Below are 15616 nucleotides of genomic sequence, written 5' to 3'. Positions count from 1 at the left end.
TCGAAAGGGAGGATCTCATGACACAGGTCTCGATGACCGTGAACGGGAAGGCCGTGAGCGGGGATGTGGAGGGGCGGACGTTGTTGTCCAGCTTCCTGCGCGATCACCTGTCGCTGACCGGCACCCATGTGGGCTGCGACACCGGCCAATGCGGCGCCTGCATGGTGCATGTGGACGGCGATGCGGTGAAATCCTGCAACATGCTGGCGCTCGAGGCCGAAGGTGCGCAGGTCGACACGATCGAGGGGCAGGCGGGCGCCGACGGATCGCTCAACGTGATCCAACAGGCGTTTCAGGACCACCATGGCCTGCAATGCGGCTTCTGCACGCCGGGCATGGTGATGTCGGCGGCGGCGTTGCTCAAGAACAATCCGCAACCGACCGAGGCCGAGATCCGCGCCTATCTTGAGGGCAACATCTGCCGCTGCACCGGCTACCACAACATCGTCAAGGCGATCATGGCCGCGTCCGGTCAGGACGTGGGCGCCATCGCCGCCGAATGACGCCGCCGCGGGCGTGCGGAGGACGCGCCCGGGGAGAGTTGTAGGGTACGTGCCCGGCACGCACCGCTTATGGGAGGAGAACAAGCAATGCCCAAAGACAGTGGCATCGGAGCCAGTTCCAAGCGCCGCGAGGACGTGCGCTTTCTGACCGGCACCGGCAATTACACCGACGACATCAACCTACATGGCCAGGCCTATGTGCATTTCCTGCGCTCGGATGTGGCCCATGGCCGGATCAACGGCATCAACACCGATGCGGCGGCCGCCATGCCCGGCGTGGTGCGTATCTTTACCGGCGCCGATTTCGAGGGCGTGGGCGGTCTGCCCTGCGGCTGGCAGGTGACCGACAAGCACGGAGAGCCGATGCAGGAACCGCCGCACCCGGTTCTGGCGCAGGGCAAGGTCCGCCATGTGGGCGATCCCATCGCCGCCGTGGTGGCCGACAGCGCCGAACAGGCACGCGATGCCGCCGAGGCCATCGAGGTGGATATTGAGGATCTGCCCGCCGTCATCGACATGAAGGCGGCACTCGCCGACGGCGCCACCAAGGTGCATGACGATCTGACCAGCAACCTCTGCTACGATTGGGGCTTTGTGGAAGAAAACAAGGCCGCCGTGGACGAGGCCATCGCCAACGCCGCCCATGTCACCACGCTGGAACTGGTCAACAACCGTCTGGTCGCCAACCCGATGGAGCCGCGTGTGGCCGTGGCCGATTACAATCGCGCCAACGATGAATCCACGCTCTACACCACCAGCCAGAACCCGCATGTGATCCGGTTGCTGATGGGCGCCTTTGTGCTGGGCATCCCCGAGCACAAGCTGCGCGTGGTGGCGCCTGACGTGGGCGGCGGTTTCGGCACCAAGATCTTCCACTATGCCGAAGAGGCGTTCTGCACTTTCGCCGCGCGCGCCATAAATCGCCCGGTGAAATGGACCTCGTCCCGCTCCGAGGCTTTCATCTCGGACGCGCAAGGTCGCGATCATGTGACCAGGATCGAGTTGGCGCTGGACGCGGACAACAACTTCACCGCGATCCGCACCGAAACCCATGCGAACATGGGTGCGTATCTCAGCACCTTCGCCAGCTCGGTCCCGACCTGGCTGCACGGCACTCTGATGGCGGGCAACTACAAGACGCCGCTGATCTATGTGAACGTGAAGGCGGTGTTCACCAATACGGTACCGGTCGATGCCTATCGCGGCGCCGGACGGCCCGAGGCGACGTTCCAGCTGGAACGTGTGATCGACAAGGCCGCGCGTGAGTTGGGCGTCGATCCGATCGCGCTCAGACGGCAGAACTTCATCACTGAGTTCCCCTATGCCACGCCGGTCGCGGTGGAGTACGACACCGGCAACTACGTGGCCACGATGGACAAGCTGGAACAGGTCGCGGACCTCTCGGGCTTCGCCGCCCGCCGCGCCGAGAGCGAAGCCAAAGGCATGCTGCGCGGTCTCGGTGTGAACTGCTATATCGAGGCCTGCGGCATCGCGCCGTCGAACCTGGTGGGCCAGCTTGGCGCCCGCGCCGGGCTTTATGATGTGGCGACGGTACGGGTGAACGCCACCGGCTCGATCAGCGTCATGACCGGGGCGCACAGCCACGGGCAGGGGCACGAGACCGCCTTTCCGCAGGTGGTGGCCGACATGCTGGGTATCGATGAGAGCATGGTCAATATCGTGCACGGCGACACCGCAAAAATCCCGCATGGCATGGGCACCTATGGCTCGCGCTCGTTGGCGGTCTGCGGCTCGGCCATGGTGCGCGCGACCGAGAAGATCATCAACAAGGCCAAGAAGATCGCGGCCCATCTGATGGAGGCCTCGGAAGCGGATATCGAGTTGAAGGACGGTCAGTTCAGCGTGGCGGGCACCGACAAGTCGGTGGCCTGGGGTGATGTCTGCCTGGCCGCTTACGTGCCGCATAACTACCCGCTTGAGGATATCGAGCCGGGGCTGGAGGAGACCGCGTTCTACGACCCGGCCAACTTCACCTATCCGGCGGGAGCCTATGCCTGCGAGGTCGAGGTCGATCCAGAGACCGGCAAGGTCAGCATCGAACGGTTCTCGGCGGCGGATGATTTCGGCAATATCATCAATCCGATGATCGTCGACGGTCAGGTCCATGGCGGGCTGGCGCAGGGCATCGGTCAGGCGTTGCTGGAGCACGCGATCTATGACGAGAGCGGCCAGTTGCTGAATGCCTCCTACATGGATTACGCCATGCCGCGCGCCGACGATGTGCCGTTCTATGAGGTGGATCATTCCTGCCAGACGCCCTGCACCCATAACCCGCTTGGGGTGAAGGGCTGTGGCGAGGCCGGGGCCATCGGCTCGCCGCCTGCGGTGGTGAACGCGGTGATCGACGCGCTGCAATCGGGCGGCAAGGACGTTACCCATATCGACATGCCCGTGTCGCCGTCGCGCGTCTGGGCGGCGATGAACGGCTGAGTGGAGAGGGCAGGACCGGGGGCTGTCTGCCCCCGGACCCCCGAGGATATTTCTGAACAGAAGAAGCAGGGGCGGTGCGCCCGGAACTTCTTCAGAAAGGAAAGACGGAATGTACAATTTCGAGTTTGAAAAGCCCTCGACCATCGCTGATGCGGTGGCGGCGTTGGGTAGTGAGGACGCACAGGCGCTGGGTGGCGGGCAGACCCTAATCCCGACGCTGAAGCAGCGGCTGGCGGCGCCGGCCAAGCTGGTGTCGCTGAGCGGGATTGCCGAGATGAAGGGCGTCTGTGTCGAAGATGACGGCTCGCTGTCCATCGGTGGCGGGACCACCCATGCCACGGTGGCACGCGAGGCGGCGGGCACGTATCCGGCGCTGGCCGATCTGGCGAGCCATATCGGCGATCCGGCGGTGCGCAATCGCGGCACCATCGGTGGCTCGCTCGCCAATAATGACCCGTCGGCCTGTTACCCGGCGGCGGCGCTGGGCTCGGGCGCCACAATCCGGACCAATGCACGCGAGATTGCTGTGGATGACTATTTCCAGGGGATGTTTACGACCGCGCTGGATGAAGGTGAGATCATCACCTCGGTTCGTTTCCCTGTGCCGCAGGCGGCGAACTATCAGAAGTTCCTGCAACCCGCCTCGCGCTTTGCATTAGTGGGCGTGTTCGTGGCACGGTTCGCGGACGGTGTGCGCGTTGCGGTGACCGGTGCCTCCGAGGATGGCGTGTTCCGCTGGAGTGAGGCCGAGCAGGCCTTGTCCGGCAATTTCAGCGCCGATGCGGTTTCAGGTCTGTCGGTCGATCCGGCAGGTATGATCGGCGATCTCCACGGGACCAAGGAATACCGTGCACATCTGGTCGGCGTCATGACCCGTCGCGCTGCCGTTGCGGCAGGGTGACGGCGCAGTTACCTTTGAGGGCTCCCGCCGACGTGCGGGAGCCTTTTTTCATGTCTCGCGGATGTGGGGCAGGCGCGGGGCCTTCCAGTAGGCGCCGGTATCCTCGCGCATGGCCTCGTAATCGGCGATGCGCTGGTGGGCGGTGTCGCCTCCAGCGGCGATCAGGTGGCCCAGCAGGCATTCCAACACCGCCATCGCACCGGTGTAGCATTCGAAGTGGTGTTGCGATTGAGTTGCGACAGCCAGCACCAGATCCGGCTCGACGCGTGGCGCGATCACCTCGCTGTCCGAGATCAGGATGATCCGGGCCCCGCGCTGGCGGGCAAGGCGCAGCGACTGGATGGTCTCGGCGGAATAGGGCGCGAAGGTGATGGCCAGCAGGCAATCCTGCGCGCCGGTATCCATCAGCTCATCCGCTGCCGAGCCCATGTGCCGGGGCACCAGTTGCAGCTTCGGCAGTGCCATGCGTCCGACATAGTGAAAGTAATAGGCCAGCGCATAGCTCGCCCGTGAGGCGGTGACATAGCAGCTGTGCGCACCGGTCATGAACCCGACCGCCATCTGCGCCTTGTCGGGCGTCAGCAGCCGCAGCGAGCGCGCCACGATATTCATCCCGTTGCGCGCCAGATCGGCCTGCATCCGCCCCTCGCCGCCGTCGCGGGCCATCCGCTCCAGCCAGTCCGCGCCGAGGCTGTCCTCACGCTCGGTCACCAGAGCAGCACGGAAGGGCGCGCGGAACGGATCGAACCCGTCGAACCCCATATGCTGGGCCAGCCGGACCAGCGCGTTGGTGCTGACGCCGATCCTGGCCGCGGTGACGCGAACCGGATCGATCCCAAAATCGCCGGGATGGTCGATGATGTATTTCGCCACCGCCTTGAGGCGCGGGGGCAGGGTGTCGATCTCGACCTTGAGCCGGGTGATGAGCTGAGATTTGGTATGGGTCGGCATGGTGCGATGAAAACATATGTTTTCAAATAAGCAAATTGAAAACGTGCGGGACCTGCGCCATCTGAACGACGACGAGGGCCGCCAGCGAAGGGAACAGGCGATGCCGCAGCCTTATATTCTGGTCGCCGCCAATGGCGCGCGGCGCGGGCCCAGGGATCATCCGGCTCTGCCGGTCGATACCGGCTCCATCGCCGAGACCGCCCGCGCCTGTTTTGCCGCCGGAGCCGACGGCCTGCATCTGCATGTGCGCGATGCCAAGGGGTGGCATACCCTTGATGCCGGGCGGTATCGCGAGGCGCTGCAGGAACTGGCCCGGACCGTACCGCAGATGGAGATCCAGATCACCACAGAAGCGGCGGGAATTTACGACGTGCCCGCGCAGCTCGACTGCCTGCGGCAGTTGCGGCCCGGCTGGGCCTCGATCTCGGTCCGCGAGATCGCCCGCGCGCCGGAACTGGCTGACCGGGTCTATGGCACCTGCGCGGACCACGGCACGCGAGTGCAGCATATCCTTTACGACCCCACCGATGCCGAGCTGCTGAGCCGCTGGCAGGCCGATGGCACGGTGCGGCCCGGACAGATCGACCGGCTGTTCGTGCTGGGCCGCTACGCGACGGGTCAAGGCGAGGGGCGCGCGGCCCGGCCCGGCGACATGGACGCGTTCCTGACCGACACTCCGCCCCGAATCCCCTGGATGGCCTGCGCCTTTGGCGCGCAGGAACATGCCTGCCTGCTGGACGCTGCCGCACGTGGCGGCGATCTGAGGGTTGGCTTCGAGAACGGTCTGACCGATGCTGACGGCATCCCCTGGGCCGACAATGCCGCCTCGGTCGCGGCCCTGATACATGCGCTCGAAAGGAGCCGGACATGAGCCACGTCTTCCCCCGCCACACCAAATCCGCCCTGCCCACGGCAACTGGCGGCGATGGCTGTTATCTGATCGACGCAGAAGGCAAACGGTATCTCGATTGCGGCGATGCGGCGGTGTCCTGCCTGGGCCATTCCAACCCGGCGGTGATCAAGGCGGTGCAGGAGCAGGGGGAACAGATCGCCTTTGCCCATACCGGCTTCATGACCTCGGAACCCGCCGAGGCGCTGGCCGATCTGCTGATCGAACATGCACCGGGCGCTCTGGACCGGGTCTATTTCGTCTCGGGCGGGTCCGAGGCGACCGAGGCCGCGATGAAGCTGGCCCGGCAGTATTACCTTGAGATCGGCCAGCCCGAACGCCGCCGCGTGATCGCCCGCAAGCAGAGCTATCACGGCAACACGCTGGGCGCGCTCTCCGCTGGCGGCAACGAATGGCGGCGCACGCAGTTCGCGCCGCTGCTGATCGAGATGAGCCATATCGCGGCGTGCTACGAATACCCCGAAAGGGCCGAAGGCGAGAGCAGCTACGACTACGGCCAGCGCGTTGCCAACGAGCTTGAGGCCGAGATCCTGCGCCTTGGCCCCGAGACCGTCATGGCCTTCATGGCCGAACCGGTGGTGGGCGCGACACTGGGCGCGGTGCCGGGCGTCGAGGGGTATTTCAAGCGCATCCGCGAGATCTGCGACCAGTATGGCGTGCTGCTGATACTCGATGAGGTGATGTGCGGCATGGGCCGGACCGGGCATCTGTTCGCTTGCGATCATGACGGCGTGGCGCCCGATATTCTGTGCATCGCCAAGGGTTTGGGCGCCGGTTATCAACCGATCGGAGCGATGCTCTGCATCGGTGCGATCTATGACGCCATCCGCGACGGGTCGGGGTTCTTCCAGCACGGCCACACCTATATCGGCCACCCGGTGGCCACCGCCGCCGCGCTTGCGGTGGTGCGGGAACTGACGGGCCGCGACCTGCCCGCCCGCGCCGGGGTGATGGGCGACACGCTGCAAGCCGCGCTTCAGGCCGCGCTCGGCCAGCACCCGCATGTGGGCGACCTGCGGGGCCGGGGGCTGTTCCGCGGCATCGAACTGGTGGCGGATCGCGACGGCAAGACGCCCTTCGATCCTTCCCATGGCGTTGCGGGCAAGGTCAAGAAGGCGGCTCTGGCCGAGGGGCTGATCTGCTATCCGATGTCGGGCACCCGCGACGGCAAGCATGGCGACCACATCCTGCTGGCACCGCCCTTCATCATCGAAGAGGCCCAGATCGGCGAACTGGTCGACAAGCTGTCGCGCGCGATTGACGCCTCGCTTCCGGGGTAAGCGGGCCTGCCACGGGCCGGATACAAACGCCTACGCCGTGGCGATGTCGTTCTGATAGGCGAAGAGGGCGGGAACGCCCCCGGTATGCACGAACAGCACACGGCTACCGGGGCGCAGCCGGCCCTCCGCCAGCAGCCCCGGCACCCCGGCAAAGGTCTTGGCGGTATAGACCGGGTCCAGAAACAACCCCTCCATCCGGGCCATCAGCGTCATCGCCTCGCGCGCCTGTGCGCCCATCCGCCCGTATCCCGGCGCCAGCGCCCGGTCCCAGGTCAGGATATCCGGCGGCGTGACCGGATTGTCCTGCCCGAGCAGTGCCGCGATTTTTGTGGTCACTATGTTCAGACGCTCCGACTGCGCCGCCGCCGCCCGGCGCACACAGATGCCGTGCACCGGCACTTGCGCCCCGAGGCGCCTCAGCCCGTAAAGCAGCCCCCCATGCGTCACGCCGCTGCCCGATGGGACGACGATGGCGTCAAACTCCGGCCCCTGATTGAGGATTTCCCGCGCCGCGTCCACATATCCCAGCGCGCCCAGCGGCCTGGCATCCAACCCCAGCGGAATGACATACGGCCTCCGCCCTTCGGCGCGCAGGGCCTCGGAGCGGGCATAGAGCGCGCGATCCGCCCCGGCCTCATCCTCGCCCTCGGGATAGAACATGTGCTCGGCCCCCAGAATTTGGCTCAGGAGCACGTTGCCCGAGGTGCGATACGTGTCGTCCATACCCGGCACCCGGTCCTCAAGCTGCAGAATGGCCTGCATCCCCAGTCTGGCTGCCGCTGCTGCCGCCGAGCGCACATAGTTCGACTGTACCGCGCCCGTAATCAGGATTGTATCGGCCCCTTCCGCCAGCGCTGCGCCCATATAGTAGTCCAACTGCCGGATCTTGTTGCCGCCGCCGCCCAGCCCGGTCAGATCGTCGCGCTTGATCCACAGGTCGAGGCCGAAATGTTCCGACAGCCGATCCAGCCGTTCAAGCGGTGTCCGATTGGCGAGCAGCCGGGCCCTCGGGAATTGCTCTGTGCCAAGGTCTTTTGTCATGTTTTGATTCCTGTCGCGCCAGTCGCCGGCCATTGCAGGTTAAACACCCGCCTCGCTCGGACAAGTTGCCGAGTTGAGATCAAAGAAACGGCGAATTACGCGGCTGTAAAGCCTGCATGGGATCGAACTCGGAGTGGAAATGCGCAAATGGCGAATGCCGATCACGATTTTGAAGTGACGAGCAGAAGCGCGGGGTGAAAGGAAGCAAACCGGTGCGGCCGACAAGACGCGTACGCCTGCACGTTGAGTTTCAAGATCCCAACAAATCAAAAATAGGACGGTAAACCCACCCCTCCGATCATCAGCTCTTGTTGGCTCGAATGCCTTCGGCGATTTCAAGCATCTGGTCGGCGGTCAGGTACCCGCGTAGCATCTCGGTCTCCAGAACGAAGGTCGGCGTGCCCGAGATCTGCAACCGTTGCGCCAGCGCGCGGGTTTCGGCGATCTCGCGGGTTACCTCGTCGCTGTTCATCGCCGCGACGATGGCCTCGGTATCCAGCCCCAGACCGTCCGAGATGCGGCGCAGGGTGACCTCACCCACCTCGCCGCTGAATTCCAACAGTGCGTCATGGACCTGTTTGTAGGCCTCATCGCCCGCGACCTGCTTGGTTGCTACTGCGAAACGAGAAGAGATCACCGAAGCCTCCCCCAGAATCGGGAACTCTTTGATCACCAGCCGTATATTGCCGTCTTCTTTCAGCAGCTTGGTGACCTCGGGCACGGCCCGGCGGCAATAGCCGCAGCGATAGTCCATGAATTCGACTAGTGTGATGTCGCCGTCCGGGTTGCCACCGACCCAGCTATAGCCGTCGTTGAAGAGCGCGTCGGCATTGGCCGCCACCAGTTCCAGATCCGCCTGCGCCTCGGCTGCGGCGTTGCGTTCCTCAAGGATGTTGATTGCTTCGAGGATCACATCGGGGTTTTCCAGCAGGTATTCCCGCACCTGCGCGCCAAAGGCTTCGCGCTCATCGGCGCTCATCGCGCTCAGGTCCAGCGCCTGCGCGGGGGCCGAGATCAGGGTCAGGGCCGTAAGGGCTGGGGCGGCAAATCTGAGCATCATCTTCTTTTCCTTTTTTGCGCGCGTTCGGATGCAATCAGCACATCCTGAGCCCGTTGCCAACCCGGAGAACCTTCGGGCAACTGGCCAATGGCGCGTTTGGCGTGAATTCCCGCATCCTCGATGCGGCCTTGCAGGGCGAAGCGTTCGGCGGTGACCATCGAGGCCATGCCGTTCTTGCCGGTCTTGGCATAGGCCATCGCCAGATCCCGCATCATGCGGGCGTTGCGATAGTCGCGGGCGCGTGCCTGTTCAAGAATCTCCAGCGCCTGTTTCGGTTGATCCGCTGCCAGCAGCGCGCGGCCATATCCGGCCAGGATCAGCGCGTCGCGGGGCGCCATTTCGACAGCGGTCTTGTAGGCGGTGAGCGCACCCTGAAGCTTGCGGTTTTCCATCAGGATCTGGCCCTTGAGTTCATAGTAGAACGGGTCGTCGGGCCGGATCGCCAGCGCGCCGTCGATGGCAGCGCGGGCCTTGGACAGATTGTTGTTGCGGTGGTGCGCCACGGCCTCGCGCATCAGGCGGATATCGCGGGCTTGTTCCTCAGGCGCCCGGCGAAGCGTCCACGATGGCGCGCGGGTAAAGGCCGAGACCTTGCCCTTGACGCGCGCGAACCAGTAATCGGCATTCGGATTGGGCGGTGCCCGGTCGCCATGGGTAGCAAGATAAGACTCTGCAGCGCGGACCCGGTCGCGGGTCAGCGGGTGTGAGCGCATATAAGGGTCCTGTTGGTTCGGACCCAGAAGTTCCTGGCCTGAAAAGGTGCGGTGCAGATCGACCAGCCCCCGGGGGGAAATATCGGCCCATCGCAGATAACTGGCGGCGGAGCGGTCGGCCGAGGCTTCCTCGGCACGGGTATGGCCGAGAAAACTGCGCAGGGCCGAGCTTTGGATGCCGACGGCAAGACCGGGTGCAGCCTCGCCGGCGCCAGCGGCGGCGGCAGCGATGGCCAGCGCGGTGCCCAGACCTGCCAGCCGCTGCGCGCTTTGCAGGTTGGCGACGCGGCGCGAGATGTGGCCGTTGGCGATATGGGCCGCCTCATGCGCGATGACCGCCTGCAGGATATCTGGGCGCTCGACCTTCAGGATCAGGCCGTAATTCAGAAAGATCGTGTTGTGGTCGATCACAAAGGCGTTGAAGCGGTCGTCATTGACCAGCAGCACCCGCACCCTGTTGGTGTTCAGTCCGGCGGCGCGAAGGATGGGAAAGGCCAATTCACGCAGGCCATGTTCGATATCCGGGTCGCGCAGCAGCCCGACCGCGGCGGCGGGGATCGCGGACATCAGATACATAACCGACGTCAGCACAAGGGCCGGGATTGACGCCAGCCGGGATACGCGATCAAAAGCCATGGCCGCAACATGGGAGAAGGCCATGAGAAACTCAACCCGGTCGGGAGTCGATCCCTTCATTGTGATGGACGTGATGGAGGCCGCGCGGCGGGCCGAAGAGGCCGGGCGCCGCATTATCCACATGGAGGTTGGCCAGCCCGGCACCGGCGCGCCAGAAGGGGCCCTGGCGGCGCTGGAAGGGGCGATGAAAACGGGTTCTCTCGGTTATACCGTGGCGCTGGGTCTGCCCGAGTTGCGGCAGCGGATCGCACGGCTATATGGCGAATGGTACGGGGTCGATCTGAACCCCGAGCGGGTGGTTGTTACGCCCGGCTCTTCCGGAGGGTTTCTGCTGGCGTTCACGGCGCTCTTCGACACCGGCGACCGGATTGGGATCGGCGCGCCGGGCTATCCCTCGTACCGGCAGATTCTGCGCGCGCTCGGGCTGGTGCCGGTGGACCTGCCGACCGCGCCCGAGAATCGCCTGCAGCCGGTGCCTGCCGATTTTGCCGGGCTCGATCTGGCGGGGCTGATGGTTGCGTCTCCGGCCAACCCGACCGGTACCATGCTGGATCATGCCGCAATGGGCGCGCTGATCGAGGCGGCGCAGGGGCAGGGGGCCTCGTTCATCAGCGACGAGATCTATCACGGGCTGGAATACGAGGCGAAGGCAGTGACTGCGCTGGAACTGACGGATGAGTGCTATGTGATCAACTCGTTCTCCAAGTATTTCTCGATGACCGGCTGGCGCGTCGGTTGGATGGTGGTGCCCGAGGATCACGTGCGCGTCATCGAGCGCATCGCCCAGAACATGTTCATCTGCGCCCCTCATGCCAGTCAGGTGGCCGCCTTGGCGGCGATGGAATGCGACGACGAGCTGCAGGCCAATCTGGATGTCTACCGCGCCAACCGCGCGCTGATGTTGAAGGGCCTGCCCGAGGCCGGGTTCACCAATATCGCGCCACCCGATGGGGCGTTCTATGTCTATGCCGATGTGTCGGAGCTGACTGAAGACAGCCGCGCCTTTGCGGCGGAAATCCTCGACAAGGCTGGGGTCGCGGTGACCCCGGGGCTGGATTTCGATCCGGTCCGGGGGCACCGGACGCTGCGGTTCTCCTATGCCCGCGCGACCGCCGACATCGAAGAGGGGTTGGCACGGCTCAAGGCGTTCATGCAGGCCCGGGGCTGAGGGCGGCTTTTCGTTCACAAAGCACCGGACATGCAGTAGGGTCCGCGCAAACGATCTCGGAAAGCTGAGGCAATGAGCAGATTTTTCAGCATTTTTGCGCTGGTCTTGGGGCTGGCGGGCAGTGCGCTGGCGCAGGAGTTCAGCGGGCTGGCGCGCATCGACGCCGAGGCCAGCCGCATCATGGCCGCAGGGCGTGACGGTGTGCGGGTGGAGTTGACGCTCAACCAAGGAGTGCCGTACCGGCTGTTCACGCTCGACAACCCGCCCCGGCTGGTGCTGGATTTTCAGGAGGTGGACTGGACCGGGTTGAGCGCCCGTGACCTTTTGCAAACCGACCGGATCGCACAAGCGCAGTTCGGCACCTATGTGCCAGGCTGGTCCCGGATGGTGCTGGATCTGGGGCAACCTCTCGGTGTCGAACAGGCAGAGCTGCGGGTCGATCCGGTAACGGGCGCCGCCGTCCTCGGGTTGGAGGTGCAGCCCGTTGGCGCGGAGGAATTCGCAGCCGCCGCAGGTGCTCCGAAGGACCCGCGGTGGGATTTACCAGAACCTGCGCAGGTTGTGGCACCCGCGCCGCGGGGGCCCGACGCTCCGTTGCGGGTGGTACTCGATCCCGGCCATGGTGGCATTGATCCGGGGGCCGAGACCGGCGTTTCCGACGAAAAGACCCTGATGCTGACCTTTGCCCGTGAATTGCGCGAGCTGCTCTTGCGCTCAGGCGGGTTCGAGGTGGAACTGACCCGCGATGGCGACCATTTTGTGTCGCTCGAACGCCGCATCACGCTGGCGCACCGGGCGGGGGCGGATGTGTTCATTTCGCTGCATGCCGATTCGCTGTCTGAGGGGCTTGCGCACGGGGCGGCGGTTTATGTGCTGTCCAAGGACGCCTCGGACATCGCCAGCGCCAAGCTGGCCGAACGGCATGATCGTGGCGATCTGCTGGCGGGGGTCGATCTGAGTGCCACAGACGATCAGGTGGCCGACGTCCTGCTGGATCTGGCCCGGCAGGAAACCCGGCCCCGCACCCGGGCGCTGGCGGGTGCGCTGGCGCGGGGCATGGCGCAGCAGGGCGGGCCAATGAACCGGCGTCCCGTGCGGGAGGCGTCGTTTTCGGTGCTCAAGGCCGCCGACATTCCCTCAGTTCTGATTGAGTTAGGGTTTCTGTCCAGCCCGCGTGATCTGAAGAACATCCGCAACCCGGACTGGCGTGCGGCAATGGCGCAGGGAATTCGAAATGGCTTGCAGAATTGGCGCGATGCGGATCGGGCAAAACAACCGCTGGTGCGCAATTGAAGGAGAGGGCAGAGGGGGCGCTGCCCCCGTCGCCTTTGGCGACTCCCCCGGGATATTTCTGAACAGAAGAAGATTTGAACGCCGGATGAGGCGGCAATGTGTATAATGGGGTGGCCAAATCGTGCCGTTGGTTTTGACGCTGCCATGGGGCGTCACTATATAGGCGGCACCGCGGAAAAAAGGCAGTAACGTGATCCGGTTCATTCTTTCCTTCTTCGGGGCGATCTTCAGCCTCGTGACGCTTGGTATTTTCATGGTTGCCCTGACCATCGGCGGGGTGTTCTGGATGTATGGGCGCGACCTGCCCAGCCACGAATCTCTGGCCCAATACAAGCCGCCGACCATCAGCCGGATCTATTCCGGCGAAGGCAACCTGATCGACGAGTTCGCACAGGAGCGGCGTCTGTTCACGCCGTCGGAAGAGATCCCGGATCTGGTCAAGCAGGCCTTCATTTCCGCCGAGGACAAGAATTTTTATTCGCATCAGGGCTATGACATTCGCGGCATCGCGGCGGCCGGGTTCGAGGCGATCAAATCGCGCGGCGAGACTGTGCGCGGGGCCTCGACCATCACGCAGCAGGTGATGAAGAACTTCCTGCTGTCCGGCGACCGTCGCGCCGAGCGCAAGATCAAGGAGATCATTCTGGCTGCCCGGCTCGAGGACACGCTGGACAAGGAACAGATCCTTGAGCTGTATATGAACGAGATTTTTTTGGGCCAGAACTCCTATGGTGTGACCGCCGCTGCCCAGACCTATTTCAACAAGACCCTATCCGAACTGGCGCCGCATGAGGCGGCGATGCTGGCCTCGATGCCCAAGGCGCCGTCGGACTATCACCCGGTGCGCCAGAAAGAGCGCCTGCTGGCCCGGCGCAACTATGTGCTGCGCGAGATGCGCGAGAACGGCTATATCGATCAGGCCACCTATGATGCCGAGGTCGAGCAGCCATTGCGCTCGGTCCAGAACGGCGATTTCGAAAGCTTCCGTACAGCCCTGCCACCGCGCGATTATTTCACCGACGAGATCCGCCGCCAGTTGAGCGAGGATTTCGGCGAGGGTGAGTTCTTTACCGGCGGGTTCAGCGTGCGCGCCTCAATCGACGAGGAAATGCAGGTCGAAGCGGCCCGTACCTTGCGAGAGGCGCTGGAGAAATACGACCGCTCGCGTGGGAAATGGCGCGGCACCGGTGAGGTTATTGCCGAGGAGAAGCTGGCGGAGGAGAATGCCTGGCGGCAGGCGCTGGCGCTGGTCGAAGTGCCACGCGACGTGATCCTTCCGACAAGGTGGTACCCGGCGGTCGTGATGGAGGTCGCCGATCAGCAACTGACGGTAGGTATCGAGGATGGTCCGGCGGACGGCGTGGTGCCGCGCTCGGACATCAAGTGGATGCAGGGCGATTTCGCGGCCAACTTCAAGCGCGGCGATATCGTGCTGGTGCGCGAGGGCGAGGAAGGCCAGTGGTCGGTGCGGCAGGTGCCGGAGGTGCAGGGCGGCTTCGTCGCCATGGATGTGAACTCGGGCCGGGTTCTGGCGATGCAGGGCGGGTTCTCGTACCAGGATTCGGTCTTCAACCGCGCTACACAGGCGCAGCGCCAGCCAGGGTCGAGCTTCAAGCCCTTCGTCTATGCCGCAGCGCTCGACAGTGGCTATAGCCCGGCGACCATCGTGGTGGACGCGCCCATCGAGGTGAACACGCCGCAGGGCCTGTGGCGGCCCAAGAACGCGTCGAACAAGTTTTACGGACCGACGCCACTGCGTACAGGCATCGAGCGCTCGCGGAACCTGATGACAATCCGTCTGGCGCAGGAGGTCTCGATGCCTGTGGTCGCGGGCTATGCCGAGCGGTTTGGGGTCTATGACCACATGGGGCCGTATTTGGCCAACGCCTTGGGGTCGGAAGAGACGACGCTCTACAAGATGGTCGCGGCTTATGCGATGTTCGCCAATGGCGGTGAGCGGGTGGAGCCGACGCTGGTGGATCGGATTCAGGACCGGTTCGGCAAAACCATTTATCGCCACGACGATCGTGAGTGCGTGGACTGCAACTCGGATCAGATTGCCCCGAACGCCGCGCCCAAGATCGTCACCGACCGCGAACAGGTGATGGATGCAATCACCGCCTATCAGCTGACCTCGATGATGCGGGGTGTGGTGGAACGCGGCACAGCCAGCGGTGTGGTCAAGCTGCCGGTGCCGACGGCGGGCAAGACCGGCACCACCAACGATGCCAAGGACGTATGGTTCATCGGCTTCACCTCGAACATCGTGGCGGGCTGCTATATCGGCTATGACCGCCCGCGCCCGATGGGGCGGGGTGCCTATGGCGGGTCCATGTGCGGGCCGGTGTTCCAAAGCTTCATGGAGAAGGCCGTGGCGAAGTATGGCGGCGGCCCCTTCGACTTGCCGCCGGGCGGACATTTCATCAAGATTGACCGGTTCACCGGCGCCCGCCTGCCGGACAACGCCTCGGGCGAATACGTGGTGGCCGAGTATTTCCGCGATGGCGCCGAGCCGATCTTTGGTCTTGCCTATGATGGTGGCTTTGCCATGGGATCGAACCTGCCGCTGTTCGAAGAAGTGCAGCAATCGGGCCAGCAAGTTCGCACGTCGACTGGACAAACCACCACCGTTGGCCCCAAGGCCAACTTCGGCACGGTCAGTTCCGGCGGGCTCTACTGACCGCTTGCCCCGCCCGGGGCGCTGGTCTA

The 15616-nt window shown here is 64.4% G+C and carries 12 protein-coding genes; 8 read left to right on the top strand and 4 right to left on the bottom strand.

Features of this window, described 5'->3' with window-relative positions; genetic code table 11:
* Positions 1–17: 17 nt before the first annotated feature.
* The 3 genes from AB3N21_RS14260 (at position 18) to AB3N21_RS14250 (ending at position 3855) form a co-directional block, all read left to right on the top strand.
* The gene (locus tag AB3N21_RS14260; RefSeq protein ID WP_367935838.1) at positions 18–503 is read left to right on the top strand and encodes a (2Fe-2S)-binding protein; all 486 of its coding nucleotides are present in this window, start codon (positions 18–20) and stop codon (positions 501–503) included.
* Between the two features lie 87 nt (positions 504–590).
* Positions 591–2954 carry a xanthine dehydrogenase family protein molybdopterin-binding subunit gene (locus AB3N21_RS14255; RefSeq protein ID WP_367935837.1) on the top strand — a complete coding sequence of 788 codons (2364 nt, stop codon included), beginning with the start codon at positions 591–593 and terminating at the stop codon, positions 2952–2954.
* Positions 2955–3063: 109 nt separating this feature from the next.
* Positions 3064–3855, top strand: a complete 792-nt coding sequence (locus AB3N21_RS14250; RefSeq protein ID WP_367935836.1) for a xanthine dehydrogenase family protein subunit M — start codon at positions 3064–3066, stop codon at positions 3853–3855.
* 48 nt (positions 3856–3903) lie between these two features.
* Here AB3N21_RS14250 and AB3N21_RS14245 read toward each other — a convergent pair whose 3' ends face one another.
* On the bottom strand, positions 3904–4806 hold the full coding sequence (locus AB3N21_RS14245; RefSeq protein WP_367935835.1) for a MurR/RpiR family transcriptional regulator: 903 nt from the start codon (positions 4804–4806) through the stop codon (positions 3904–3906).
* A gap of 43 nt (positions 4807–4849) precedes the next feature.
* On the opposite strand from AB3N21_RS14245, the gene AB3N21_RS14240 reads away from it, so the two are divergent.
* On the top strand, positions 4850–5677 hold the full coding sequence (locus AB3N21_RS14240; RefSeq protein ID WP_367935834.1) for a 3-keto-5-aminohexanoate cleavage protein: 828 nt from the start codon (positions 4850–4852) through the stop codon (positions 5675–5677).
* A complete protein-coding gene (locus AB3N21_RS14235) occupies positions 5674–6996 on the top strand; it encodes an aspartate aminotransferase family protein (RefSeq protein ID WP_367935833.1) in 1323 nt (440 codons plus the stop codon). The genes AB3N21_RS14240 and AB3N21_RS14235 overlap by 4 nt, the downstream gene beginning before the upstream one ends.
* A gap of 30 nt (positions 6997–7026) precedes the next feature.
* Here AB3N21_RS14235 and AB3N21_RS14230 read toward each other — a convergent pair whose 3' ends face one another.
* From AB3N21_RS14230 to AB3N21_RS14220, 3 genes are all read right to left on the bottom strand, one after another.
* Positions 7027–8037: a D-cysteine desulfhydrase family protein gene (locus AB3N21_RS14230; protein ID WP_367935832.1), complete on the bottom strand. Its 1011-nt coding sequence runs from the start codon at positions 8035–8037 to the stop codon at positions 7027–7029.
* Positions 8038–8338: 301 nt separating this feature from the next.
* The gene (locus AB3N21_RS14225; RefSeq protein WP_367935831.1) at positions 8339–9097 is read right to left on the bottom strand and encodes a DsbA family protein; all 759 of its coding nucleotides are present in this window, start codon (positions 9095–9097) and stop codon (positions 8339–8341) included.
* Complete coding sequence (locus AB3N21_RS14220) at positions 9094–10446, bottom strand: M48 family metalloprotease (protein ID WP_367935830.1); 1353 nt, start codon at positions 10444–10446, stop codon at positions 9094–9096. The genes AB3N21_RS14225 and AB3N21_RS14220 overlap by 4 nt, the downstream gene beginning before the upstream one ends.
* A gap of 22 nt (positions 10447–10468) precedes the next feature.
* On the opposite strand from AB3N21_RS14220, the gene AB3N21_RS14215 reads away from it, so the two are divergent.
* The 3 genes from AB3N21_RS14215 to AB3N21_RS14205 all read left to right on the top strand — a co-directional run bounded on the left by AB3N21_RS14215 (position 10469) and on the right by AB3N21_RS14205 (position 15587).
* On the top strand, positions 10469–11614 hold the full coding sequence (locus tag AB3N21_RS14215; RefSeq protein WP_367935829.1) for a pyridoxal phosphate-dependent aminotransferase: 1146 nt from the start codon (positions 10469–10471) through the stop codon (positions 11612–11614).
* Between the two features lie 72 nt (positions 11615–11686).
* On the top strand, positions 11687–12907 hold the full coding sequence (locus tag AB3N21_RS14210) for an N-acetylmuramoyl-L-alanine amidase (protein WP_367935828.1): 1221 nt from the start codon (positions 11687–11689) through the stop codon (positions 12905–12907).
* A gap of 190 nt (positions 12908–13097) precedes the next feature.
* Entirely contained in the window at positions 13098–15587 is a 2490-nt protein-coding gene (locus AB3N21_RS14205) for a penicillin-binding protein 1A (protein ID WP_367935827.1), read from the top strand.
* Positions 15588–15616: the final 29 nt, after the last annotated feature.

It is taken from the genome of Ruegeria sp., assembly GCF_040830605.1.
Classification (GTDB): Bacteria; Pseudomonadota; Alphaproteobacteria; order Rhodobacterales; family Rhodobacteraceae; genus Ruegeria.
This window is presented reverse-complemented; position numbering and strand designations above follow the sequence as displayed.

Excerpts from the sequence above, each read along its gene's own strand:
- AB3N21_RS14210 (WP_367935828.1), top strand. The coding sequence starts at position 11,687 with ATGAGCAGATTTTTCAGCATTTTTGCGCTGGTCTTGGGGCTGGCGGGC.
- AB3N21_RS14230 (WP_367935832.1), bottom strand. The coding sequence starts at position 8,037 with ATGACAAAAGACCTTGGCACAGAGCAATTCCCGAGGGCCCGGCTGCTC.
- AB3N21_RS14255 (WP_367935837.1), top strand. The coding sequence starts at position 591 with ATGCCCAAAGACAGTGGCATCGGAGCCAGTTCCAAGCGCCGCGAGGAC.
- AB3N21_RS14225 (WP_367935831.1), bottom strand. The coding sequence starts at position 9,097 with ATGATGCTCAGATTTGCCGCCCCAGCCCTTACGGCCCTGACCCTGATC.
- AB3N21_RS14245 (WP_367935835.1), bottom strand. The coding sequence starts at position 4,806 with ATGCCGACCCATACCAAATCTCAGCTCATCACCCGGCTCAAGGTCGAG.
- AB3N21_RS14250 (WP_367935836.1), top strand. The coding sequence starts at position 3,064 with ATGTACAATTTCGAGTTTGAAAAGCCCTCGACCATCGCTGATGCGGTG.
- AB3N21_RS14235 (WP_367935833.1), top strand. The coding sequence starts at position 5,674 with ATGAGCCACGTCTTCCCCCGCCACACCAAATCCGCCCTGCCCACGGCA.
- AB3N21_RS14215 (WP_367935829.1), top strand. The coding sequence starts at position 10,469 with ATGAGAAACTCAACCCGGTCGGGAGTCGATCCCTTCATTGTGATGGAC.
- AB3N21_RS14260 (WP_367935838.1), top strand. The coding sequence starts at position 18 with ATGACACAGGTCTCGATGACCGTGAACGGGAAGGCCGTGAGCGGGGAT.
- AB3N21_RS14220 (WP_367935830.1), bottom strand. The coding sequence starts at position 10,446 with ATGGCTTTTGATCGCGTATCCCGGCTGGCGTCAATCCCGGCCCTTGTG.